Origin of the sequence: Pseudocnuella soli, assembly GCF_004347775.1 — a bacterium.
GTDB lineage: Bacteria > Bacteroidota > Bacteroidia > Chitinophagales > Chitinophagaceae > Flavisolibacter > Flavisolibacter aquaticus.
In genome coordinates this window covers 669,138-693,676 of record NZ_CP037755.1, presented here as the reverse complement: position 1 = coordinate 693,676, position 24,539 = coordinate 669,138, and the positions used below count along the sequence as shown (strand labels likewise).

20 protein-coding genes are annotated in these 24,539 nt (G+C 50.7%); 3 read left to right on the top strand and 17 right to left on the bottom strand.

Features of this window, described 5'->3' with window-relative positions:
• Positions 1-135: 135 nt before the first annotated feature.
• From EPD17_RS02960 to EPD17_RS02880, 17 genes are all read right to left on the bottom strand, one after another.
• Positions 136-2,571, bottom strand: a complete 2,436-nt coding sequence (locus EPD17_RS02960; protein ID WP_132051636.1) for an SLBB domain-containing protein — start codon at positions 2,569-2,571, stop codon at positions 136-138.
• A 305-nt stretch (positions 2,572-2,876) separates the two neighbouring features.
• Positions 2,877-3,632, bottom strand: a complete 756-nt coding sequence (gene fabG / locus EPD17_RS02955; RefSeq protein WP_132051634.1) for a 3-oxoacyl-[acyl-carrier-protein] reductase — start codon at positions 3,630-3,632, stop codon at positions 2,877-2,879.
• A gap of 172 nt (positions 3,633-3,804) precedes the next feature.
• A complete protein-coding gene (locus EPD17_RS02950) occupies positions 3,805-5,277 on the bottom strand; it encodes a GH3 auxin-responsive promoter family protein (protein ID WP_240040723.1) in 1,473 nt (490 codons plus the stop codon).
• 141 nt (positions 5,278-5,418) lie between these two features.
• Entirely contained in the window at positions 5,419-5,997 is a 579-nt protein-coding gene (locus EPD17_RS02945; protein WP_132051629.1) for a DUF420 domain-containing protein, read from the bottom strand.
• Positions 5,994-6,794 (bottom strand): SCO family protein, encoded by an 801-nt coding sequence (locus tag EPD17_RS02940; protein WP_132051627.1) that lies wholly within the window; start codon positions 6,792-6,794, stop codon positions 5,994-5,996. The genes EPD17_RS02945 and EPD17_RS02940 overlap by 4 nt, the downstream gene beginning before the upstream one ends.
• A gap of 153 nt (positions 6,795-6,947) precedes the next feature.
• The gene (locus tag EPD17_RS02935) at positions 6,948-7,385 is read right to left on the bottom strand and encodes a cytochrome C oxidase subunit IV family protein (RefSeq protein WP_132051625.1); all 438 of its coding nucleotides are present in this window, start codon (positions 7,383-7,385) and stop codon (positions 6,948-6,950) included.
• Between the two features lie 24 nt (positions 7,386-7,409).
• Positions 7,410-8,282, bottom strand: a complete 873-nt coding sequence (locus tag EPD17_RS02930) for a cytochrome c oxidase subunit 3 (RefSeq protein WP_114234671.1) — start codon at positions 8,280-8,282, stop codon at positions 7,410-7,412.
• Between the two features lie 51 nt (positions 8,283-8,333).
• Positions 8,334-8,894: a cytochrome c oxidase subunit 3 gene (locus tag EPD17_RS02925; RefSeq protein WP_240040722.1), complete on the bottom strand. Its 561-nt coding sequence runs from the start codon at positions 8,892-8,894 to the stop codon at positions 8,334-8,336.
• Positions 8,895-8,909: 15 nt separating this feature from the next.
• Complete coding sequence (gene cyoE, locus EPD17_RS02920; protein ID WP_240040721.1) at positions 8,910-9,854, bottom strand: heme o synthase; 945 nt, start codon at positions 9,852-9,854, stop codon at positions 8,910-8,912.
• A 37-nt stretch (positions 9,855-9,891) separates the two neighbouring features.
• Positions 9,892-11,718, bottom strand: coding sequence for a cytochrome c oxidase subunit I (locus EPD17_RS02915; RefSeq protein WP_132051621.1), 1,827 nt, complete (start codon positions 11,716-11,718; stop codon positions 9,892-9,894).
• Between the two features lie 36 nt (positions 11,719-11,754).
• A complete protein-coding gene (locus EPD17_RS02910) occupies positions 11,755-12,828 on the bottom strand; it encodes a cytochrome c oxidase subunit II (protein WP_114234668.1) in 1,074 nt (357 codons plus the stop codon).
• 82 nt (positions 12,829-12,910) lie between these two features.
• Positions 12,911-14,137, bottom strand: coding sequence for a quinol:cytochrome C oxidoreductase (locus EPD17_RS02905; protein ID WP_114234667.1), 1,227 nt, complete (start codon positions 14,135-14,137; stop codon positions 12,911-12,913).
• A gap of 27 nt (positions 14,138-14,164) precedes the next feature.
• Positions 14,165-14,857 carry a c-type cytochrome gene (locus EPD17_RS02900; RefSeq protein ID WP_114234666.1) on the bottom strand — a complete coding sequence of 231 codons (693 nt, stop codon included), beginning with the start codon at positions 14,855-14,857 and terminating at the stop codon, positions 14,165-14,167.
• 21 nt (positions 14,858-14,878) lie between these two features.
• Positions 14,879-15,466 (bottom strand): DUF3341 domain-containing protein, encoded by a 588-nt coding sequence (locus EPD17_RS02895; RefSeq protein ID WP_132051619.1) that lies wholly within the window; start codon positions 15,464-15,466, stop codon positions 14,879-14,881.
• A gap of 94 nt (positions 15,467-15,560) precedes the next feature.
• The gene (gene nrfD, locus EPD17_RS02890; RefSeq protein ID WP_132051617.1) at positions 15,561-17,003 is read right to left on the bottom strand and encodes an NrfD/PsrC family molybdoenzyme membrane anchor subunit; all 1,443 of its coding nucleotides are present in this window, start codon (positions 17,001-17,003) and stop codon (positions 15,561-15,563) included.
• 71 nt (positions 17,004-17,074) lie between these two features.
• Positions 17,075-20,344, bottom strand: a complete 3,270-nt coding sequence (locus EPD17_RS02885; protein ID WP_132051615.1) for a TAT-variant-translocated molybdopterin oxidoreductase — start codon at positions 20,342-20,344, stop codon at positions 17,075-17,077.
• Positions 20,345-20,422: 78 nt separating this feature from the next.
• Positions 20,423-21,673: a c-type cytochrome gene (locus EPD17_RS02880; protein ID WP_240040720.1), complete on the bottom strand. Its 1,251-nt coding sequence runs from the start codon at positions 21,671-21,673 to the stop codon at positions 20,423-20,425.
• A gap of 475 nt (positions 21,674-22,148) precedes the next feature.
• On the opposite strand from EPD17_RS02880, the gene purN reads away from it, so the two are divergent.
• The 3 genes from purN to EPD17_RS02865 all read left to right on the top strand — a co-directional run bounded on the left by purN (position 22,149) and on the right by EPD17_RS02865 (position 24,280).
• The gene (gene purN, locus EPD17_RS02875) at positions 22,149-22,724 is read left to right on the top strand and encodes a phosphoribosylglycinamide formyltransferase (RefSeq protein ID WP_132051613.1); all 576 of its coding nucleotides are present in this window, start codon (positions 22,149-22,151) and stop codon (positions 22,722-22,724) included.
• Positions 22,725-22,931: 207 nt separating this feature from the next.
• Positions 22,932-23,651 (top strand): peptidase associated/transthyretin-like domain-containing protein, encoded by a 720-nt coding sequence (locus tag EPD17_RS02870; protein ID WP_114234659.1) that lies wholly within the window; start codon positions 22,932-22,934, stop codon positions 23,649-23,651.
• Between the two features lie 92 nt (positions 23,652-23,743).
• Positions 23,744-24,280, top strand: a complete 537-nt coding sequence (locus EPD17_RS02865; RefSeq protein ID WP_132051611.1) for a hypothetical protein — start codon at positions 23,744-23,746, stop codon at positions 24,278-24,280.
• Positions 24,281-24,539: the final 259 nt, after the last annotated feature.

The window sequence follows — 24,539 nt, the reverse complement described above, 5'->3', positions numbered from 1 at the left end:
TCGCCACCTCAGCCACATTTTCATGTACCGGTAACCTGGCATTCCATCTATATATTTTACAAAAAAAGCAGTGCACCATGCCTTCCGGTTTGTGCCTGCCCAATAACCATTCAAGCTGTTTACTCAATGCAAAATCTAACGACTAATGATCGATACGGCAGTAACCAGCGCCGTTAGTGCCGAAATAAATATCCCAGCCTTTGCCACATCAAACCCCTGCCGCTCAGGTTTTTCCGGCACAAAAATGCTGGAGCCCGGTTGGATCTTTGGTGCTTTAGGGAAAATACCCAATATCTTCCTGGTCTTGGCCGATCCGCCATTCGGATATATCACGAATGCTTTGAAGCGTTTTCCTCGTTGGGTTACACCACCGGCATCGCTCAGGTAATCGCTCAATTTTTTACCCCGTTCGTACATGATATCTACCGGCTTGAACACCTCACCGTTCACGCTTACCGTATTGTTGATGCGCGGTATGATCAGCTCATCTCCTTCTTCTAATGTGATGTCATCAGCGCTACCCGGGTGCTTTAAAATATAACCCAAGTTGATGGCCACTTCAGTGGTGGTTTTTGCAAGCTGCTCCACTTTGGTTGTTGATACAGATGTATCTTTTGATGCCGTAGCCAACAGGCGCTTTACTTCAGAGGTGTCTACTTCTGCCTTTTTCTGGCGAATCAATTTGGCACCACCTACACTTGCGGTATACAGCAACCCACCCGAACGCCTGATCAACGAGCTCAATCGCTCTTCGCGGCTTTGCAGGGTGTATACGGCGGGCATCAACACCTCGCCGGTTACTTTTACGCTGATTTGTTTTTTATAAAAAGGATCTTCTTTAATCGTTACAATATCAAATGGCTGCAATACCACATCAGTGCTGCTGTTGGAAAGTTCTTTATCGTCGTCAATGCGGATGATCTCTACAATGTCACTGCCGGCTTTAGCCACATCAACGTTGCGTTTGCGACGAGAGATTTCAATACCCCGGCCTGTGGCATTGTCGGCAAAACCTTCGGCTTTGATGATGAGCGATTTTAAAGAAAGGCCTTCTTCAAACCGGAAGGTGCCCGGTTTGCGCACCGCGCCATTGATGGTTACGTTAGTGGTATCGCGCAGGTCGAAAATGGAAGCCACATGAATGCTGTCGTCCCGGCGCAGCAGCAGGCCATCCTGCCCACCGGCAATAATGGGCTTCAGTTCTACCGCCACATATTCTTTCGACAGGTCTTCGCGGGTACGCACCACAATGGCCCGTCCGCCGTATACGTCTTCTTTTAAACCCTGTGCTTTGGCAATCAGTTGCTTCAGGGTCATGCCAGTGCCATCCAGCGCATAAGCACCGGGTTTAAACACAGCACCGGTAATCATTACTCGGTTTTGATACCGGTTGATCACGGAATCAACGACAAATTCATCGCCGTGGAGTGGCTGGAAAAACCGCAGCGAATCGCCGGCAATATCGAGCACCTGGCGGCCGATGCCTGCATACCGGTTGCCAGTAATGCGGCCTTTGAACGCTTTGCTTTTAAATCCGCCGGCAAACTCCAGCGCCTGCTGCAGGCTTTCGCCGCTTTGCAGTTCAAAAATACCGGGGCGGTTCAATTCACCATTGAGGGTAATGAGTTTTTGTGCATAAGGCACCCTGATCACGTCGTTGTCTTCGAGGTGGAGGTTGCCTTTCAGATCGCCTTTTTGCAAAAAATCGTACAGGTCGGCGTTGGCTACCACTTTGTTGCCGCGAATAAGTTCAATATTGCGGAATGAGCCATTTTCGGCAGGGCCGCCGCTTACATACAGCGCATTGAACAACGTAGCCAATGAAGGCAGCGTGTAGGTACCGGGCCGGTTGATGGCGCCGATTAAAATAACACGGATACTGCGGATGTTGCCCAGCGTAACGCTGAGCCTGGTTTGGCCACTGGAAAGACCCGGGTAAAAACGCACCAGGCGGCTGCGAATGCTGGCAGTGGCGGCTTCTATGGTAAGGCCAGCCACCGGGATGATGCCTGCGTATTTTACATTGATCGTCCCTTCGGGGCTTACTTTTAAGTTTTGCTGCGACAGGTTTACTCCGTATACATTCAGGATCAATTCATCGTCCGGACCAATCACATAATTTTTGGGCGTAGCCATGCGCAGGTCGGGCTCAAAGGAGAGATTGGTATTGGCAAAAAGCTCGGAACCAAAAATGCGCGACCGCTTGAGGCTGGCCTCCAGGGTTTCTTTATTGGGTGGATTGTTTTTGCTTTTGGGCGCAGTACGCTTGCCTTTATCCGAAGTGTTGCCGCTTTCATCTTCCATGTCGCCTTCTTCGTTGTTGGTGCCCAGCTGTTCAATGCGCTGTTTGATCTCGGCAAGTTCGGCAGGGGGCAAACCGCGGCGCAGGAGTTCGGTTTCCAGTTGCTGCGGCGTCATGCCGCTGCTTTGGGCCTGCGTTACAATCCGTTGCAACTGCGCGTCGGTTATTTGCGCAGCGCGAACGTTGCTCAGGTCGGCGGGCAACTGTGCAGCAGTGTTCAAGGCAACAAAACAAAGGAGGAGGAGGAAAAGGCGGTTTAACAGGTTCATAATTCACATTGGATTTCCGGGAACCGGGGCGGCAAGTTTGCACTAACCGTCAGGCCCGTCCAAGATCTTTAAAATTTGTCAGCAGTGTTTTAGTTGGCGCAAATGTAAGCCGAACACTGTATTAAATATTGCTTTTAACGCAGTTATGCATTTTTTAGTGCTGCAAACCTAATAAAAAGAGCCGCCATTGGCAGCTCTTTTCGATGAATGGAATGATTTGTCGGATGGAAGATTTTAATCATGAATGGCGCAACAACTTTCGCAGTTTCACCATTGACTTCTCATCCGCTATCAGGCAATTTTAATTACATATAAAGACCGCCATCGGCTGCAATCACCTGCCCCGTAACATAGGCACCCAGGTTGGATGCCAGGAACAGGGTAACGTTGGCAATATCCTCGGAGGTGCCAAACCGGCCCAGCGGAATGCCCGCTTTGTATTTATCGGCCTGCTCGCCTTCTTTGAGGTATGAGGTCATATCGGTTTCTACAAAACCCGGCGCAATGGCGTTGCAACGGATGTTGCGGCTGCCCAGTTCTTTAGCCACGCTTTTCGTGAATCCAATAATGCCCGCCTTGGAAGCCGCATATGAGCCCTGGCCTGCATTGCCCATGAGCCCAATTACCGAACTCATATTGATAATGGAGCCGCTTTTTGCTTTCATCATGGGGCGGATCACCTGCTTGGTCATGTTGAACACACTTTTTAGGTTGATGTCCATTACTTCGTCCCATTGTTCCGGGGTCATGCGCAGCAGCAGGTTGTCTTTCGACACGCCGGCGTTGTTCACCAGGATGTCAACGGTGCCAAACTCTTTTACTACATCGTTCACCAAGGTTTCGCACTGGGCAAAATCTCCGGCGTTGCTGCGCACCGCTTTTGCTTTTACACCCAGGGCTTCCAGCTTTTGCTGTAAAGCTGCGGCCCTTTCGGCGCTGCTTTCGCTAACGTATGTAAATACAACGGTTGCGCCCTGCTCGGCAAATTTCAGGGCAATGCCTTCGCCAATGCCGCGGGCTGCGCCGGTGATGATGGCTACCTTATTTTGTAAAAGCTTCATTTGAGTGTGTTTGTGGTGGGCAAATGTAAGCAGCGTTTGCACGAAAAGAGCCAACGAGTTGGCAGAGCATTTAGCGAAAGCTACGAGTAGCGAGCTATGCGTTTTGAGAAAACAATTGTACCTGGCGATTTTTGCAGTGCCCGCTGCCCCACAGCGCCGCTGGGTGCACCATTTATTGCTTACTGAATTGCAGTATTTCTTCCAGCGTAGTGCGTTCGTTGCTCAGGCGGGGCACTTTGTGCTGGCCGCCCAGTTTGCCTTTGCTGGCCAGCCAGTTGTTGAACGTGTTTTTGGCCAGGGCCTGCACCTCCGGTGCCCGCAGGGCGATGGATTTATGGCGCTTTGCTTCGTAGTCGCTGTTAACGCGTTGGAGCGCAGCGTCGAGTTCGTGTGCAAAATGCTGCAGGCTTTCGGGTTGCTGTGCAAATTCAATGAGCCATTGGTGGGCGCCGTTCTCACCGTCGGAAAAATAAATGGGCGCTGCCGTGTAATCGGTTACCACGGCGCCAGTGGCTGTGCTGGCCGCGGCAATGGCGGCGTCGGCATTTTCCACAATGATTTCTTCTCCAAAGGCATTGATGTAATGCTTGATGCGGCCCGAAACTTTTACCCGGAAAGGACTTAAGGAGGTAAACTGGATGGTATCGCCAACCAGGTAGCGCCAGAGGCCGCCCGTGGTGGTGATCACCGGCGCATAGTTTTTACCCAACTCCACTTCGTCCAGCTGAATGGTGCGGCCCTGGGAGTTGCCCCATTCTTCAGCCGGTAAAAACTCGTAGAAAATGGCGTGGTCGCACATCAGCAGCATGCCGTCGGCTTCAATATCGTCCTGCGCTGCAAAAAACCCTTCCGATGCGTTGTACATCTCGAGGTAATGAATGGGCGCACCAATTAGTTGTTCAAACTGCTGGCGGTAGGGCACAAAGCTTACGCCGCCGTGCATATACAACTCCAGCGACGGCCACACTTCTTTGATATTAGCTTTGCCGGTTATTTCCAAAATACGTTTCAGCAAAACAATGAGCCAGGTGGGCACGCCGGCCATTGAAGTTACGTTTTCCTGGATGGTGCTTTGCGCCAGCGCTTCAATTTTTGCTTCCCATTCGTCCATCAGTGCAATGGACAGATCGGGGGTACGCATCCAAGCGCTCCAAAACGGCGAGTTTTGTAAAATCACTGCGCTGAGGTCGCCGTATTGTACGTCCTCGTTTACCTGCGCTATCTGGTGGGAGCCGCCAATGACCAGGCCTTTGCCGGTCAGCAAGTCGCTTTCGGGGTGTGATGCATAGTAAAAAGACAGGACATCCTTGGAGGCGCGGTAGTGGTTGTCGGCAAGGCTTTCTTCGCTTACGGGTATAAACTTGCTTTTGTCGGAAGTGGTGCCGCTGCTTTTGGCAAACCATTTTACCGGTGTGTTCCAGAGCACATTTTCCTCGCCTGCCATCATGCGTTCAATATGCGGCTTCAGGTCGTTGTACCCCGAAATGGGAACGGCCCTTTTATAATCGGCAATGGATTGAATAGCCGAAAAATGATGGGCCCGGCCAAACTCGGTATATTGGCCCGCCGCCAACAGATCCTGCCACACGGCAAACTGCGCCGCGGGTGCATTGAGCACCCACTGCTCCATCGACCAGAGGCGCATGCGGGCAAAGGTTGATATGGCTGGGCTGAGCAATTTCATGCTAAGGCGGCAAGATAAGGCTTTAGGCTTGCAGAAATAGGATTGCTAAAGGTTAAAATGATTGGTTACCCCGCTATATCTTTTTACCGAAATATGTATGGTTTAATGATATTGGCTGATCATCAGGTATACGATGGGACCGGTTACGGCCACGTAAAACCACATGGGCCAAGTGATTTTTGCAATTTTGCGGTGCCTAGCATTTTCCCCGGTCAATGCCCGGTAGGCTGTGAACAAAATAAACGGCAGCGACACACCCGCCAGTAAAATATGCGTGCCTAAAATGAAAAAGTAAATGGTGCGGCTGGCGCCGGCAGCGGCTTTTTCAGCTTCGCTCACAATGCCGTTTTTATCCGTATCGCCGTACCAGGTGGAGCCGGCAAAAAGGTGGTGTGCAATATAGGTAAGTAAAAAAAGCACGGATAAAAGGATCGCTGCCATCATGATTTTCCTGTGAGCTTCGTAAGCACCGCGTTTTGCAGTGATCAACCCAGCGATCAACAGTACCGAAACAATGGAGTTGATAATGGCATTGACCATGGCCAGTATGTGCGGGTTGAAGCCAAGGTCCACATCCAGCGTAATGCGCTCCAGCACGGTTACAGCTATAAATACTACTACCGAAAACGAATAGATCAACCATTTTGCCAAGCGGTCATTTTTCTCCAGGGTCAGGTTCATTGCTTGTTTCTTTTTAGTACGTAGAACAACAAAAACAGGCCTGCGATGGTTAACAACGCCGTTACGGCCAACAGTTCAAATTTGCCCGCAAATGCACTTTTACGCTTGGGGTCTTTTTCCAGGTACAGGTAAATAATATCCCGCGACAATTTGGCCACCGCAGTTGTGTCCAGCCCGTGGTAATAGCCACGAATATTTCGGTTGCGGTCAATGAGTACGAGGTAGTCGGTATGGAAAAACGAGGTGTCGATGCCCTGCCCATCCACCAGACCCAGTTTCATATCATTGATGCTCAGATCGTAGATTTCTTTTTTGGGGCCCGTCAGCAGCCACCAGTTTTCCGGGTTTACCTGGAAACGGTCGGCCCAGCGTTTGAGGTTGTGGACGCTATCCCGCTCAGAATCGACCGAGAAAGAAAGGAAGTGGATAAAGTCGGGCTCGCGGCTGCCTACTTTTTGGGAACTTTTAATATTGTCCTGCAACAGCTTTACATTTTTCGTAAGCTGCGGACAGATGGTTGGACAGCGGGTGAAAAAGAAATTAGCCACCACTATTTTGCCCTCGAGGTCTTTCCAACCCACTTGCTGGCCCAACTGGTTGGTGAGGTTAAATTCGGGCAATTGGTGCCAAACGGTGTCTGTCACCAGCTTGCCTTTTTCTTCGCGGGTAGCTACCGAGTCGAAGATGTAATGCCGAGGCATTTCAATAGCGTCCTTGCTTACTTCTTTCATTACAAGGTATAGCAGCACTGGCACCAGCACCACCAACATGATCCCGAGAAATGTTTTTTTATTCATGTCCGATCCGCCTCTTTGCGGTTTGGCTTAGGTTTTACTACCCCTGCAGAAAGTTTGGCTGCGCGATGCTTTTTGGTAAAACATACCAGTAAAAAAAAGCATCGCCGCAAATGTATGCGGCGATGCTCAAACAATATTCTTAAAAATGGCGTATTAGTCCAGCGGCTTTCTTGTGGTGTCGCCTGCAGGAATATTTGCCTTATCAGTTTTCATCGTACGCTCCTGGAAATAAGGATCGTATGTGTTGCGCCGTGATTTGTACACGCTGCCGTCGTACAAAAATGCGCCGATGAACCAAATGAACAGCAACAGTGGCACTACGATGGTCATGATCATGTTGCGCAGCTCATCGCCCAGGTGCATGAAGATCGACACGATGTAAAATGCTTTGGCCAGGGAAAGGATCACAACCACGCCTTTGATGAACAGGTGCATCCAGCCCGGCATGGCTACGGCGTACATGAGCAGACCCAGGCCCAATTCAATGATGGTGATGATCAGCAGCAGCCAGAATGTTTTCCAGATCCGGCCGGTTCCTTCTGATGGCTCGTGGTGAAACGTAACTTCTTGTAATTCGCTATGTGGATTCATTTCTTTATTCTTTAAGGGATCAATTTAGATTAGATAGAAGCACAGGAACACGAATACCCAAACAAGGTCTACAAAGTGCCAGTACAAACCCGCTTTCTCGATCATCAGGTAGTGGCCGCGGCGTTCGAACACCCCGGTCTGCGCCATGATCAGCATAATTACGTTGATGATCAAACCAGAAAATACGTGGAAGCCATGGAAACCGGTGATACCGAAGAAGAATCCACCAAATGCTACCGGGCCTTGTTCCCGCACATGCAATTCGGCAACGTTTACCATTGTACGCAGCTTTTCTTCGCTCATTGCGGCCAGTTGGTCGTGGCTCATCGAGTGGTCGTTGATGTGGATCAGGTTAATAAGGGTTTCCTTTGGCGTGTTTTGCAAAGCATCGGCTGCTATTGGTGCTGCTACGTCAAAACCCCAGGGGTTGGTGCGCATAGTGGTGCCAATTACTTCCAGCTTATCGCCTACCAGCACTGCATGCTCGCCGGCAATCAGGTGCGTCCATTCCCAAGCCTGGCAGCCTAAGAAGGCGATACCGCCTACAACCGTCCAGGTCATCCATTTTACTACACCTTTTTTGTCATTGTGGTGGCCGGCGTGTACAGCCAGTACCATTGTTACCGAGCTCACAATGAGGATAAAGGTCATTACACTCACAAAAGCCAGCGGCAGATTGGCGTGGCCAAAGCCGGGCATGGCATTGAACACGTCGTTGGGATCGGGCCAATAGTTTTGCGAAAAGCGGATGGTACCGTATGAAATCAGGAATGCGCCAAATGTAAAAGCATCACTCATGAGGAAGTACCACATCATCAGCTTTCCGTACTCCACGTTGAAGGGACTTTTACCGCCACTCCACCAATTCGATTTTGTTGCTACAGCAGTTGTTGCCATGTTTTAGGTCAGTTTCTGTTTGTATCCGTTTTTGCTCGCCGCTACCGGCCTTTATTTCATGATTACTAAAAAGAGAAACAGGTAAATCCACAGTACATCTACAAAATGCCAGTAGGTGCTCATAATTTCCAGCGGCACGCTGTTGTATCGCTGTATCCGCCCGGTGTATGCCCGGATGATGGTTACCAGCAAGGCAACGATGCCCCCGATTACGTGCAGGCCATGCAGGCCGGCAATGATGTACAAGAACTGTCCTGCTCCTGATCCCTGGAATCGAACGCCGTGGTCCCACATCCAGGTAAATCCATAATACTGCAATACCAAAAAGATCAGGCCCAACACACCGGTTACCACAATCAGCGTTCGGTATCTTGGCCTCTCCCGTTGCTTAAATGCCCGCAGCGCCATTTGTATAGTGATGCTGCTGGCAATGATCACGATCGAAGAGTACCAAAACGCCGGTGCGATGCGCACCTCTTCCCAGTTGGCCTGGTTACTTTTTACAATATAAGCACTCGTCAAACCGGCAAACATCATGATGATGCTGGCCATGGCCACCCACAAAGCAAACTTGTGCGGGTGAATGGTTCTCTTTTCTGCTTCTACCACCATTGTATTCATTTTTCGTTAACCCACAATTACTTTATCCAACAACAGCGCCAACAAAATAACGGGCAGGTGAAGGTAAGAACTAAACATTACCCTCCTTGCCGATTTTACATCCATGTTCCGGTACAGCCGCAGGCATTGTATTACCAGGAAAAGGTTGGTCAGCATTACGATGATGAGGCTGGTGATGCCCGACATATCAATGTAATATGGCAGCAAACCCACCGGCACCAACAGCAATGCGTAAACGATCGTTTGTAGAGCGGTGAACTTCGTCGGGCCCGTTTCATTGGGCAGCAACTTAAATCCAGCCGTACTGTAATCGCGGTGCGCTACCCATGCAATGGCCCAGAAATGCGGGAACTGCCACAGGAACTGTAAAATAAAGAGCACCCAGCCACCGAGGTTGGTGAATGTTTTTCCGGCTACCACTATTTCTTCCCACGGGTAGAAAGCATTGGTACCGGCCACCCAGCCAATGAGGCAGGGCAATGCGCCGGGAAAAGCGCCAACAAACACTGCCACTGCACTTTGCTTTTTCAATGGTGTGTACACAAATGCATACAACACCAGGCTAAAAGCACCGAGCAAAGCACTGAGCCAGTTAAAGAGCAATCCAAGAATGAGCACACCGGCAATACCCGTTGCCGCCGCAAATGCCCATCCATGCTGCACCGACATCCGGCCTGAAGCAACCGGCCTTTTGGCGGTGCGTTTCATCATCGCGTCGGTGTCACGCTCCACCACCTGGTTGATGGTGTTGGCCGATCCTGTAACGAGCATGCCGCCCAGGAACAGCCAAAAGATCATTTCCCAATTAAAAACCACATTGGGCGCCAGCAAATAAGAAATAACACTCGAGAACACTACCATGATGCTCAACGACGGCTTCATCAGCTGCATGTAATCTTTTATCAGATACTGCTGCTGCGCCTGGTTGGCCTCATTGGCTGCTTGGGTCACAGTTACCACTATTTGTTTGCTCAAAAGGCGTATTGAATTAATGTTTCGTTTCGTCGGGATTTACAGGCTCCGTTTGCGGAATAAAGTCGCGGCCGTCTTTGCTGTAATCGTATGCCCAACGGTGTACTTCCGGAATTTCGCCAGGCCAGTTGCCGTGTCCAGGCCTGATGGGCGTGGTCCACTCCAGCGTGGTTGCATTCCACGGGTTCTGCGAACGTACTTTCCGTCCTTTCCAGATCGAGTAGAAGAAGTTGAACACAAACATCAACTGTACTGCAAACACAATGATGGTTACAATAGAGATGAATTTGTTCAGGTTATCGAATTGGTTGAACGAAGTCCACAAACGGAAGTCGAGGTAGCGGCGCGGTACACCTGCCAGTCCCATATAGTGCATGGGCCAGAAGATCAGGTAAGCACCAACAAGCGTAACCCAGAAGTGCAGGTAACCCAATGTGTTGTTGAGGTAACGGCCGTACATCTTTGGGTACCAGTGGTACACACCGGCAAACATGCCGAAGAAAGCCGATACACCCATTACAATATGGAAGTGCGCAATTACAAAGTATGTATCGTGCACGTGGATATCGATGGTTGAGTTACCCAGGAAGATACCGGTAAGACCGCCCGAAATGAACAGGCTCACAAAACCGATGGCAAACAGCATGGCCGGGGTAAACCGTATGTTGCCGCGCCAAATGGTGGTGATCCAGTTGAACACTTTGATGGCCGAAGGAATGGCGATCAGCAGCGTCAGGAGTACGAAGAACGATCCAAGGAACGGACTCATACCACTCACGAACATGTGGTGTGCCCAAACGAGGAACGCCAGTACGGTGATCGCAAACAAGGAACCCACCATCGCCATATAACCAAAGATTGGCTTGCGGCTGTTGACGCTCATTACTTCCGATACCAGACCCATCGCCGGGAGGATGATGATGTATACTTCGGGGTGGCCCAGGAACCAGAACAAGTGCTGGTAGAGAATTGCGCTACCGCCTTCGTTTGGCAGGATCTGTCCTTTTACATAAATATCACTCAGGTAAAAAGAGGTACCCAGGTTACGGTCGAACAACAGGAGGATAAAGCCAGACAGGAGTACAGGGAAAGAAAGTACACCCAGGATGGCGGTAAAGAACAGGGCCCAAATGGTCAGCGGCATGCGGGTCATGGTCATACCCTTGGTACGCATGTTCAGGATGGTAGCGATGTAGTTCAGGTTACCTAAAAGGCCCATCACCACAAACATGGCCATCGACACAATCCACAGGTCCATACCAATTTTAGAACCTTCCGATGCCTGTGCCAGGGCACTCAGCGGAGGATAAGAGGTCCAGCCGCCGCTTGCAGGTCCGGTTTGTACAAACAGGGAGGCCAGCATGATGAGGCTCGACAACATAAAGAACCAGTAGCTCAGCATGTTCATCAGGGGCGAAGCCATGTCACGGGCACCTACCTGCAGGGGAATGAGTAAGTTGGCAAATGTACCGCTCAGGCCACCGGTCAATACAAAGAACACCAGGATGGTTCCGTGCATGGTGATGAGGGCGTAGTAAAATTCAGGATTGATCTGTCCACCCGGAGCCCAACGGCCAAAGAATGTTTCGAGGATCTCGAAGCTTTGGTCGGGGTAGCCCAGTTGCAGGCGAAACAGCACCGACATCAAACCACCTACAATCGCCCAGATCATACCAGTGATCAGGAATTGCTTGGCGATGGTTTTATGGTCCTGGCTGAAAATATATTTGGTGAGGAACGTTTCCTTATGATGGTGGTGTCCGTCTCCATCATGCTCCACATGGTGCCCACCGTGTGTCACGTGTACTTCGGGATGAACGTGCTGATTGTTGTCGTGATTCATAACTTCTTTGTTTTGAAACGGAAGGTTCCTGATATTTTATTTTGAAAACTCCTGCGGCTGTCCACTGGCCACTGGTGTTTTTACCGTGTCGATTGTTGATGTTGGCGTTGGAACCGGCTGTGCTGCACGCTGCGCCTGGAGGGCTGCAATGTACTGCGGTGTTTTGCTGGCCATCCAGCGGTCAAACTCTTCCTGTGTTTCCACCACCACTGTTCCCCTCATAGAGAAGTGGCCCGATCCGCACATCTGGTCGCAGGAGATTTCGTAGTTGAAATCGGGACCATATTTTTCTTTCATTTCCTTGGTGGTGAACTTAGGCGTAAACCACATAGTGGTTGGAATGCCCGGAACGGCGTCCATCTTCATCCGGAAGTGCACCAGGCCAACGTCGTGGATCACGTCTTTTGCGTAGATGACCAGCTTTACGGGTTTGTTTACCACCACGTGTACTTCCTGGCTTACATAAATATCATCGCGGTTGGCTTTGTCGTCCCAAATCTGGCCAAGGGGGTTGCTGGCAGCCTCGTCGATGTTCTTGTAATATTTTTTACCTAAAACACCATCCACACCGGGGTAACGAAATTCCCAGCCAAATTGTTTACCGGTCACTTCTACTACCTGCGAATTTTTGGGCGCTTCGCCGGTGATTTGGAACCAATAGTACAAACCAAAACCTACCAGGATGGTGAGGGTGATGGCCGGGATTACGGTCCAGATCAATTCCAGCTTGTTGTTGTGCGGGAAAAAGAATGCCTTGCGGTTCTCTTTTTCCTGGTATTTATAGGCAAACCAAAATAGCAGGATCTGCGTGATAAAAAACACAATGCCGGTAATGGCGATGGTGATGTACAACATCGTATCGATGCGTTCGCCGTGGTCCGACGCCGCTTCGCCGAGGATCTTTCCTTTCAACTCTTCATTGCACCACCACACACCAATGAGGCCCAGCACCAGGAATGCCAGCAACAAAAACGCGTTGATGCGGTTGTTCTCCTTGCGGGTTTTATCCTCGCCCCGCAGTACAGCCACATACTCACTGGCCTTGGCTATCTGGAAAGTGATGATAAAGCCCAGGATTAACGCAATAACTATCCAAGTATTAGATGACATGCTTTAAAACTATTTCGGATTTCGAATCGCGACCCCGGATTCGAGGTTTTGATGTTGGAAACAAAACCCCGAATCCAAAATCTTAAGTATGGTGAATAATGCTTTCTTTCAGGAACGGGTGGTTGCGTGCAATCAGCGGATGCTTGGCCAGCGAACGTGCTGTTACAAACATGATAACGCCAACAAAGCCCAAACCTATACCCATATCTACCAGCATGAACGGTACATGCTCTGGCGAAATGCCGGGGAATACCATTTGGTAAAAATCCAGCCAGTGGCCAAAGATGATCAGCACCGCCATCATGGTAATGGTTCCGTAGTTGCGTTTTGATCCGCGTTTCATCAGGATGAACAGCGGCGCCAGGAAGTTGATCACCAGGTTCAGCAGGAAGATGCCGCGGTAAACGCCTTTCATACGGGGCTGGAAGTAAACGGTTTCTTCCGGAATGTTGGCGTACCAGATCAGCATAAACTGCGAGTACCACAGGTAGGTCCAGAAGATTGAAAACGCAAACATGAACTTGCCCAAATCGTGCAGGTGTTCGCGGCTGGTGTATTCCAGGTATCCGTTGTTTTTCAGGTACACCACAAACAAGGTGATGAGGGCGATGCCTGCAACAAACGAAGAGGCAAATGTGTACCAGCTGTACATGGTAGAGTACCAGTGTGCATCAATCGACATTAGCCAGAACCAGGGAATGGACGACAAAACAGTGAGTGCAAACAGCACGCTGTAGATGGCAGCCCAAACGGTGTTTTTGAAAATATAACGCTTGCCTTCTGCAACGCTCAGCGGCTGGTTGTCGATTTCGCGGGACAGGTGGCGCATTTTGCGGCCCAGCAACCACCAGCCCACAATGGTAATGATGGTCCAGATGGCGAAGAATGGCTTATTTAAAAAGCCGGATTTAGCCGACAGCACTTCGTCTTCTGCTACATGGTGTGCATCGGTCCAATGGTAAATGGTATGGTCGCCGCCAAACACGATGGCCAGCAACACCACCAGGCTAATGAGTCCGATAACGGGCACACAAGTGGAGATGGCTTCTGTTACCCGGCGAAACGACATTTGCCATCCGCCCCATGCCAGCGTAGTGGCACAGATAAAGAACATAGCCGAGTTTACCACCAGCAAAAAGTAAACGCTGTTTTGCAGCAGCGATGCCCAGAAGCGGGCCCGGTCATGTTCATCTGCGCTCAGGCCATGGGTAAACAACAAGATCAATACAGATACGATGCCCACACCCATCAAAAGCAGGGAGAAGGTATTGTACCGTTTAGGAATGACGAACTGGTCTCTGATTGCCATTAGTTTCAATTAAAATAGCTGCACTAATTAGTTTGACGCGTTGCTTGATGTATCGGTGGTGGATGCCGTTGAAGCATTTACCGCTGCAGTAGTTGCTGCGCTGTCCGATGCTGTAGTGGCTGTGCCTCCACCCTGCTTGCTGCGGATATAGCTAATGATCCACCAGCGCTGCTCGGGGTGCACCTGCGATGCGTACGATCCCATCTGGCCGCGGCCATAAGTGATGGCATGGAACATCTTGCCATCCGACAGTGCCTTCGAATAATCGTCGAGCAGGTTGCGCGGCGCTGCCGGGTATGGGCCATTGCCGTCTTTCCACAGCGGTCCGTTTCCATCCAGCTTCGAGCCGTGGCAAATACCACAGTTTACCTGGTAAATGCGGTCGGCCTCTTTCATTTGCGTTGGAGTCAACTGCACATTGGCCAGCGGGTTTGGATAATTTGTCGCCAGTGCGTACCCGCTATCATTTGCGGGCAGGTTCATTGACGATGCGTCGCCGCGGGCCATGGTGCCTTTTACCGGTGTGGCATTGTAGGTAACGCCCCGCTCCTTCAGTTTCTGGTAGTCGTCGATATTGTTGTAGCCATAGGTTTCATATGCCCGGCTGTAATACATATCCGGCATGTACGCCCTTCCGGGATCGTTGCCTTCGGCACCACCGCATCCTGTCATTGCTGCAGCCATGGCCCATATACCTGTTGCTAAGAATACTTTCTTCATTTTTTTGCGCTTGACAAAGGTTTATGCTATATGCGGTTGGTTTGTTGCCAGTTGTTTCTTTTGGTCGTAGCGGCCAATCCACCAGCCGGTTTCTTTTTCGGTTACCACCACATCTTGTGCGCCTACGCTTTGCAAAAACTGGATGACTTCCTCAACGTTGGTTTTGCTGTTGGCTTCAATAGCCATTACAAACGTATCGTCGGTGGAGCGCAGGTTGAAATGGTCTTTTTTTACAAAAGGCGCCAGCTGGCACAGGTAGCAAAAAGTAAGTACCATACCTACTGCTGCAAACAACACCGTCAACTCGAACATAATGGGAATCCACGCTGGCAGTGCAAAGAACGGCTTACCGCCAATGTTCAGCGGCCAGTCGGTCGTGAATGCCCAGGTGATGAAAGAAAATGCAGTGGTGGTGCCGGTGATGCCGTAGATAAAGCCGGCAGTGTGCAGGCTGGTATCGCGCAGACCCATTGCCGTATCCAACCCGTGGATCGGGAACGGTGTGTACACATCATGGATTTTGTAACCCGATTTGCGTACCGCCTTTACTGCCGGGAACAACACCTGCTCGTCGTAAAAGCTGCCTACAATAAATTTTTTAACTGGCATAAATAAGCTTTTGGCTGTTAGCGATTGCCTGTTGGCCCTTCGCCTGTATGTTTAATTCTATTGATCCTTTTTTTTGCTGCAAAACTCGGTGCGCTTAGTGCACATGTGCATGCGCAAAGTCTTCTACTTTTTCTTTTTCGATCGGTGTCATTTCATCTTTATACCGGTCGCCGTTTTTCTTCAGGATATGCTTGATCTCCGCGATGGCAATAACCGGGAAGAATTTGGCAAACAGGAAGAAACAGGTAAAGAATAAGCCAAACGTGCCGAGGTAAAAACCTACTTCCCAGATGGTGGGAGTGTAATAGGTACTCCAGCTCGAAGGCAGGTAGTCGCGGTACAGTGAGGTAACAATGATCACAAAACGTTCGAACCACATCCCTACGTTTACGATGATAGACATAAAGAAGGTAACGGTAAGATTGCGCCGCATTTTCTTGAACCAGAAGATTTGCGGGGAAATCACGTTACAGCCCATCATCAGCCAGTAGCTCCAGCCGTAAGGAGAGAACAGGTTTGCACGGTTTTCTTTAAAAGCAAACCACTCATAGCTTACATGTGAGTACCAGGCCATGAACAGCTCGGTGAGGTAAGCGATACCTACGATGGAACCCGTGAGTACAATTACCTTGTTCATTACCTCGATGTGCTCCATGGTAATGTATTCTTCCAGGCCCAGCACTTTACGGGTAATGAGCAGGAGGGTTTGCACCATGGCGAAACCGGAGAAGATGGCACCAGCTACGAAGTATGGCGGGAAGATGGTGGTATGCCAGCCGGGAATAACCGAAGTGGCAAAGTCAAAAGATACGATGGTGTGTACCGAAAGTACCAGCGGCGTAGAGAGACCGGCCAGTACCAGCGAAAGGGATTCGTGGCGCTGCCAGTGCTTGGTGGAACCCGTCCAGCCAAAGGCGGTTACGCCGTAAAACGCTTTGCGCCATTTCAGCTTGGCACGGTCACGCAGGGTGGCCAAATCGGGCAGCAGACCCGAGTACCAGAACAGCAGCGATACAGTGAAGTAAGTAGAGATGGCAAATACGTCCCAAAGCAGCGGCGAGTCGAAGTTTACCCACAGCGGGCCGCGTGTGTTGGGGTAAGGCAATACAAAGAAGGCGTTCCAAACCCGGCCCATGTGGAAGATGGGAAACTGGCCGGCGCACATTACCGCAAAGATGGTCATGGCTTCTGCGGCGCGGTTTACACCGGTACGCCATCCCTGGCGAAACAGCAGCAGGATGGCCGAGATCAGTGTACCTGCGTGGCCGATACCTACCCACCATACGAAGTTGGTGATGTCCCAACCCCAGCCGATGGTTTTGTTCAGGTTCCACTGCCCGGTACCGTATACTACTTCTGCATAAACGGAGTAAACGCCAAACAGAAGCAGGGCAACTGAAATAATAAAACCGATCCACCACAGTTTGGTTGGTTTGGCTTCCACCGGGCGGCAGATGTCTTCTGTTACCTGGTGGTAATCCTTTCCGCCCTCTACAATGGGTGGTCTTACCTGCGATTCGTATCTAAGTACTGCCATATCTTTTAGCTTTTAGCGGCCGGGCCGCTGGCTTTATGCTGATCTTATTTTGCTCTTTGTTTTGGTCCTTATCAATGTGCAGCTGGTGCTACGGCGCCTTCTGCTTCGCGGTTGGCGTTTACACCGGGCGTTTCTTTTTGGTTTTGGTGTTCGGCGCCTTCGGTTTTGCGCACCACCTGTACCAGTTCTTCTGTGTTGCGCACCTTGGCCAGGTAGTTCACATTGGGCAGTGTGTGAATTTGCTCAATTACATAGAACAGGCGACCCGGGTTGTTTTTGCGCTGCTGTGCCACGGTGCTGGTTTCGTCGTTGGCGTTGCCAAATACGATGGCGCCGGTGGGGCAGGCCTGCGCACAAGCCGACTGGATGTCATCGCCACCCAGCGAACGGTTTTGCAGTTTGGCGTTCAACTTGCCTTCCTGGGTACGCTGTACGCAGAACGAACATTTTTCCATTACACCGCGGCTGCGCACCGTTACGTCGGGGTTCAACACCATGCGGGTCAGTTCGTCGTTCATTTCAAATACTACTGGGTCCAGTTTACCTACCAGTTTTTGATCCTGGTTGTCGCCAAATGAATCGGCTCCGGTGTAGTCGGCCCAGTTGAAGCGGCGTACTTTATAAGGACAGTTGTTGGCGCAATAGCGTGTACCAATGCAACGGTTGTAGGCCATTTGGTTAATGCCTTCTTCGCTGTGTACGGTTGCCGCAACGGGGCAAACGTTTTCGCAAGGGGCGTTGTCGCAGTGCTGGCAAAGCATTGGTTGGAACACCACAGCTTTTACATCGTTCGGGTTTTCGTTATCGCTAACAAAATATCGGTCGATGCGCAGCCAGTGCATGTCGTGGTAACGCAGTACTTCGCTTTTACCTACCACCGGCACGTTGTTTTCGGTGTGGCAGGCTACTACGCAGGCGTGGCAACCAATACAGGAGTTCAGGTCGATGGACATGCCCCACTTGGGTCCGGGCTGTACATGGTCGCCATACAGGGTCCCTTCCTTGCGGTAGTCGCCTGTTTTCTTGGCGTAGTTCTCGGTCAGCTCCTTGCGGAACGAAGAGAACATGGTTGGGTTGGCTACAAAAGTGGCGAGGGTTGTTTCCCGAACTACTTCTGTGCGGCCTTCGTATGAGTTGTGGATCTGCGTTTGTGCGATCTTTTCTTTACCAAAGGTTTCGCCAGCTACAGTGATGTCGGTGTGGTAGTCAACAGTAGTGCCGTTGAAGCGGGCAAACTGGTAAACATTTTGACCGATGTTTTCTGCGGCTTTCGAGAAAGCAGCGTTGCGGCCATAACCTACAGGCACCGCAATGGTGTTGGGGTGCATACCCGGGATAACCATTGCAGGCAGCGACACTTCTTTGTTATTTACGCTCAGCTTAATTACGGGCTTGTCGGGGTAGTATTCATAATCCGACGAAGTGAAATCAATGCCGAGTTCTTTTGCTTTGTCGGTAGAGATCAGCGCATAGTTGCCCCATGTGGCTTTAGTGATCGGGTCGGGAAGCTCCTGCAACCAGGGGTTGCCCGATTGTTTGCCGGAGGCCATTGCTACGTTCTGGTAAATTACCAGTTCGTCTTTACCCGCTTTGCGTGCTGCGCCGATGGCTGCCGCTGCACCAGCTACGCCGCTGCTGTTGAATGCTGCGCCGCCACCTGTAGTTACAGGTGCCGCCGGAGCGGCGGTGGTGTCTGTGGCAGTGATGCCCACTGCAGCTGCGAGGTTGCGTGCTGCTGATCCGCCTTCTACTACACCATCTTGCAGTGCTTTGTCTACTGCTGCGGCACTGCCCAAACGGCCTTGCCAGAAAGTGCGGAAATAAGTATCGTAATCGGTATTGTTGCCGGCCCATTTCAGCAGCGAAGTCTGGAACGGACGTGTTTTGAACAGGGGCGCAATGGTTGGCTGCAAAAAGGCGAAGTAACCAGCCTTGGGTTCGGCATCACCCCAGCTTTCGAGGTAGTGGTGCGCCGGGATGGAGTAGTTACACAGCTCGGTGGTTTCGTCCATTTTTTCGTTGAACGAAATGGAGAGCTTTACTTTTTTCAGGCCATTTACAAATGCCTGTGCATCGTGGTATTCGTACGCCGGGTTAGCACCAAAAATGAGCACAGCGCCAACGGTGCCTGCATTCATTTGGGCCACCAGGTCGGCCATGTCTTTATCGATGCCTTGCTTGGTGAGGTTGGGCTGGCCAAAGTTGAGCGTGGTGCCTACGGCGCCAATGGCACTGTTGATGGCATTTACCACTTGCTGCACGTTCGGGTCGTTCGATCCGCACACAACCAGTGCACGGCCGCGGCTTTTTTGCAGGTCGGCTGCAGCTTTAGCAATGCCGGCTTTCAGTTTTGCATCGGTAATGGCAGGGGCAGCTACTGCGCCACCCAGTGCGGCATACAGGGCCAGCACTACGGCACCATGCTCCGACGGGCGGTGTACATAGCGTTCGTCGGCGTTGGCACCGGTCATGCTCATGAACGATTCAAACTGGTAGTGCTTGCTCATACGGGGGTTGGCCTCGTTGATCTTGCGGCCTACCGAGTATTTGCGGGCATTTTCTACAGGGCTTACCCAAGTGCCGAGGAAATCGGCGCCAAGGCTTACAATTACATCAGCGCGGTCGAACTCGTATGTGGGCAGTACGCGGCGGCCAAAAGAAGCTTCGTTGGCCAGCAGCATGCCTGCATGCGAAACAGCATCGTATTGTACGTGGCGGCTTCCGGGATAGCGGCCTAGGAAGTCGGTAATGATTTGTTTGGTGGAAGGCGATACGATGGTGCCGGTAAGCAGTACCACGGAGCGGCCACCCAGACCAGCCAGGTCTTGTGAAATCTGGGTGTCAAGTTGGTCGTAGTTAGGAATTTCCTGGAACTTCTCGCCAGCTTTGCGGGCCGGGTGGGTCAGGCGGTAAGTATCGTACAGGTCCAGTACTGAGGCTTGTGCACGGGGCGAAGTACCGCCTAATGTGTACGAGCACAGTTTGTTGCCTTCAATTTTAATGGGACGGCCATCGCGAACTTTTGCTACAACCGGCACCACTTCGGTGTCGGTTACAAAAGTGGTGGCGTAGTATTTGGCCACACCCGGCGTTACTTCTTCGGGGCGGTTTACATAAGGAATGGCTTTGCGCACCGGCTGTTTACAAGCTGCCAGCGAAGCAGCGGCCGTGCTGAAGCCCAGGTATTTCAGAAAATCGCGGCGGGGTGCCTTGGCATCCAGCAGCCCTTTGTCATCGGCTTCGCCAAAAGGCAGCTCTTCACGAAACTCGTCTTTGTTCTTGCTCTGGAATCCTTCTTTATCGGTAAGCTCAGCGAAACTTTGCCAATACTTTTTTTCCATATTGTTACTCCCCGTTTTCAGGGGTCTGTTTTTGTACGTTAAATGGGTTGGTCCGGTTATGATTGCAGTATGCTATGATTAATAGTGGCACTTCATACATCCAAGGCCGCCAATATCTTTTACAGTTACGCTGTCCATTTTACCGGTCTTGATGTCGTTGTGGAACTTCTCGTAGATGCTGTAAAACTTGTTGCCGGTGCTGTCAGCAGTGTTGTAGAAATCCACTTTTGTTTCGCGGTGACAGTTGATACACCAGCCCATGCTCAGGTCGCTTTGCTGCGATACCACGTCCATTTCCTGGATATTTCCGTGGCACGACTGGCAAGCTACTTTACCCGCGTTTACGTGTTGTGCGTGGTTAAAGTAAACGTGGTCGGGCAGGTTGTGGATCTTAACCCACTCGATGGGAGTTGCTTTGGAAGGATCCCAGGGCTGGCCTGGAGTGTAGCCTGCATACTTGTACAGCTTTTCAATTTCGGCGGTGCCGTTCACTTCCTTGCCGTCTTCGGTGTAGAGCTTGGGTCCTTTCTCGTAGGTAGAGATTGCCTTATGGCAGTTCATACATACGTTGATAGACGGAATTGCGGCGTGCTTGCTTTCCCATGCGTTGCCGTGGCAATACAAGCAGTTGATCTGGTTGATGCCGGCGTGCACTTTATGCGAGTAGTAAATAGGCTGCTCGGGTGCATAGCTTTTTTGGCGGCCCATGTTGATGGCGCCTTTGCTTACAAAGTAACCACCCATTACAAACAGCACCAGTGCCAGCAGGGAGATGTAAATTTTATTCCGGTAAAAAGGAACCGGGTCGGGGCGGAGAATGCCTTCTTTGTCGTCGGACAGTTTTTTCAGGTTGCTGTTCACCTGCATCAGCACCAGCGCAATGATGGCCAGTACAATGGAGATGATACCAAAGGTGATGGCGTTGGTGCCGTCATCTTCGGTAGCTGCGCCGCCGGCGGTGTCGGTTGTGGCTACCGGGGCTGCTGCAGCAGCGGCTGCAGTGTTGATGTAATCAACAATGGCGTCAATGTCCTTTTCGCTCAGTTGTGGGAACGAAGGCATGATCTGGCCACCAAACTGCGCCTGCAACTCCTTGGTATAAGGAGTGGTAGGAATGAATGCAGCGGGGTTGTGAATCCACTTGTACACATTTGCGCGGTCGGTCCAGGGCCCACGTTCGGTAAACCCTTGCAGCGCAGGGCCGGTCAGGTTTTTATTGATTGCGTGACAGCTCTGACAGTTGGCCTGAAAGATCTGTTTGCCATCCTGGGCAAATATGGAGGTAAAAGAAAGAAGCGAAATGATTCCTGCCAGTATGGTCTTCTTCATCTTTGGCTTGATAAAAATCATAGATGCTGGTGATCTAAATTGTGGATAATTTCCTGAATTGGGTGCAAAAATATGACAGGAATTTTACAAAAACCCACGCCTTGAAAATTTTTTTTAGCCCTTGTCCCTATTGAGTTTCAGCGGTTTTTGCAATGTTTGTAATTTTTGTTCAATGGGGTTGCTTTAACAATTTTTGGAGGCTTCAACATTGTTGATAGCTGTTCTATTTTTTTGTTGAAAACCCATTTTTTTCAAAACAAAAATTTTTTCACTCCCTGAATACACGGTTGTTTTTTGCTATCTGTTGATGATGCTTTTTGAGGCAGTTAGCATATTTCGCTCCCCATCATATGATCATCGGTTTTCAACTGTGCCCGCAATTTTTGTTGCAAAATTGATTGCTGAAACTTTTTAAGCCCCTTGCCATTCCATTTATTTCTGCGCCCCGTTTTCGTTGCAGGTTTTACTTTCACGCATGATTCAGATTGCCGTTTTTGCTTCGGGTGCCGGCTCCAATGCACAAAAGATCATCGAACATTTTAATGTGAATAACTCCGCCAAGGCCCGCGTAGCCCTGGTGGTGTGCAACAAACCGGGGGCCGGTGTGCTGCAGCTTGCCGAAAAGGCCGGCGTACCCACCTTGATTATTGAGCGGGAACGTTTTTTCCGCGGCGATGGCTATGTGCCCGAGCTGCAGGCGGCGCAGATTTCGTTTGTGGTGCTGGCGGGTTTTTTATGGAAAGTGCCCCAAACCCTGATTGATGCTTACCCGCGGCGCATTGTAAACATCCACCCCGCGCTGCTGCCCAAGTGGGGCGGCAAAGGTATGTATGGCGCTTTTGTACACCAGGCGGTGATCGATGCGGCTGAGAAGGAAAGCGGCATCACCATACATTATGTGGACGAACACTACGACCACGGCGATGTGATTTTCCAGGCCACCTGCCCTGTTACCCCCGGCGATACCCCCGAAACGCTGGCGCAAAAGGTGCATGTGCTGGAACACCGGCACTACGCGGCGGTGATAGAAAAGTTGGTAGTTGGGAGTTGACAGTTGGTAGTTGGTAGTTGATAGTAGTTTATATTGAATCGGATGTTTTCCGATTCTTGCTGAATTATATTTTTATGACTCTGAACTCCCGGCTATGAACTATTAACTGTCAACCATCAACTGTCAACTCCCAACTCCTCTTTACCATTTCCTTTGCGTATTGTTTCGTTAATTGCTGATCCAAATTTTACTGTGCCAATACGGGTTTTGTACACACGACTTTTTTTAGGGCTGCTTTTTGTGTTCCTGAGCGGTGCCGCATCGGCGCAGTACCGGGTGCAGGGCACCGTGTACGATTCATCGCGGCTGTTTCCGCTGGAGGCGGTGAGTGTGCTCAGCACGGGTGGCGGCGGCACTTTTACCGATGCCAACGGCCATTACAGCATTACCGTAAGCGACACCGATTCGCTTTGGTTTTCGTACCTCGGCAAGCCCACCATGAAGTTCCCGGTAGCCAAAATTGGCGACCTGAGCCAGTTCAACCTGTCGCTGCAGGTGCGGGTAACCGTGATGCAGGATCTGAAAATACGGCCGCGCAACTACCGGCAGGATTCGGCACAAAACCGCGAGGACTACGCCAAGGCATTTAATTTTCAAAAACCCAACATGGGCACCATGACCAACATGGGGCCGGCCGGCGCCGGCATTGACGTAAACGAATTGATCCGTGCATTTCAGTTCCGGAAAAACAAAAGCATGGAGCGCTTCCGCGATCGGCTGGTGGCGCAGGAGCAGGAAAAATATGTGGACTACCGCTTCAGCAAAGCCCTGGTGCGGCGGCTTACCGGCCTCACCGATACCGAGTTGGAAAAATTCATGAACACCTACCGGCCCACCTACGAGTTTACCGTGTATAGCAACGACTACGACTTTCAACTGTACATCAAAGAGGCATACAAAATGTACAGCAAGCAAAAAGCTTTTTAATATAGTACCAGCCATGCGGGCATGCCGCCTTAATTCATTAGCCGCATAACTTTGGGCCGTTTCTTTTTACCTAAAAAACCCCCGATTGGTTCATGGACGCATTGACCCTTGGCATTGGCACCCGCCTGCAGCACACCCAGTTTGGCCCCGGCGTAATTGTGGGCATCCGGTATGCCACTTACCTTATTTCGTTTATCCATCACGGTATTAAAGAAGTGGATAAAACCGACGACAACCTGGAGGAGATTATTCCGGAAAATGTGACGCAGGAGTTGGAAACCGTTTCGGAAGTGGAGCGGTCGCTGCTGAAAGTGCTGCGCCTGTGGAATGGCGTGGGCGAAGTGGTGCCGCTGGGTGACCGCTGGCAGGGCGGCACCTTGCTGCTGCAGCCCGCCGATAAAAGCCTGAAGCCAAAAGAAGTGCCCATCGAAGATTTCTTTCATAAAATAGTAATGCTGCGCGACCGCCTGCGGGTGCTGGAGCAGCAGGTAAATGCGCACAAAAAACTCACCGACGAAGACAAGGTAAACCTGCAGCAATACATTACCCGCTGCTACGGCTCCATGACCACGTTCAATGTGCTGTTCAAAAACAAGGAGCAGTGGTTTGTGGGCGATAAAAAGGAATAACGCCGGAGGAGGGTGTTCGTCGATGAAAAGCTGTGGTTGGGCAGGATCTCGGATTGCGGATTTGGGATTTCGGAGGGAAGGTTATTGCGGTCAAATAAACACACAGCTTTCTTCACTGCGGTTCTTATATCCAATCTAATTGCATAACAAGCAGTTGATAGCTAGCTTGTTAGATACCTTTTTAGAAACGGCCTGCCACTCATTTTTGCCCCTTACAAAAGCGTTTTACCAGCCACTAAGGGTTATTACATATTGGATT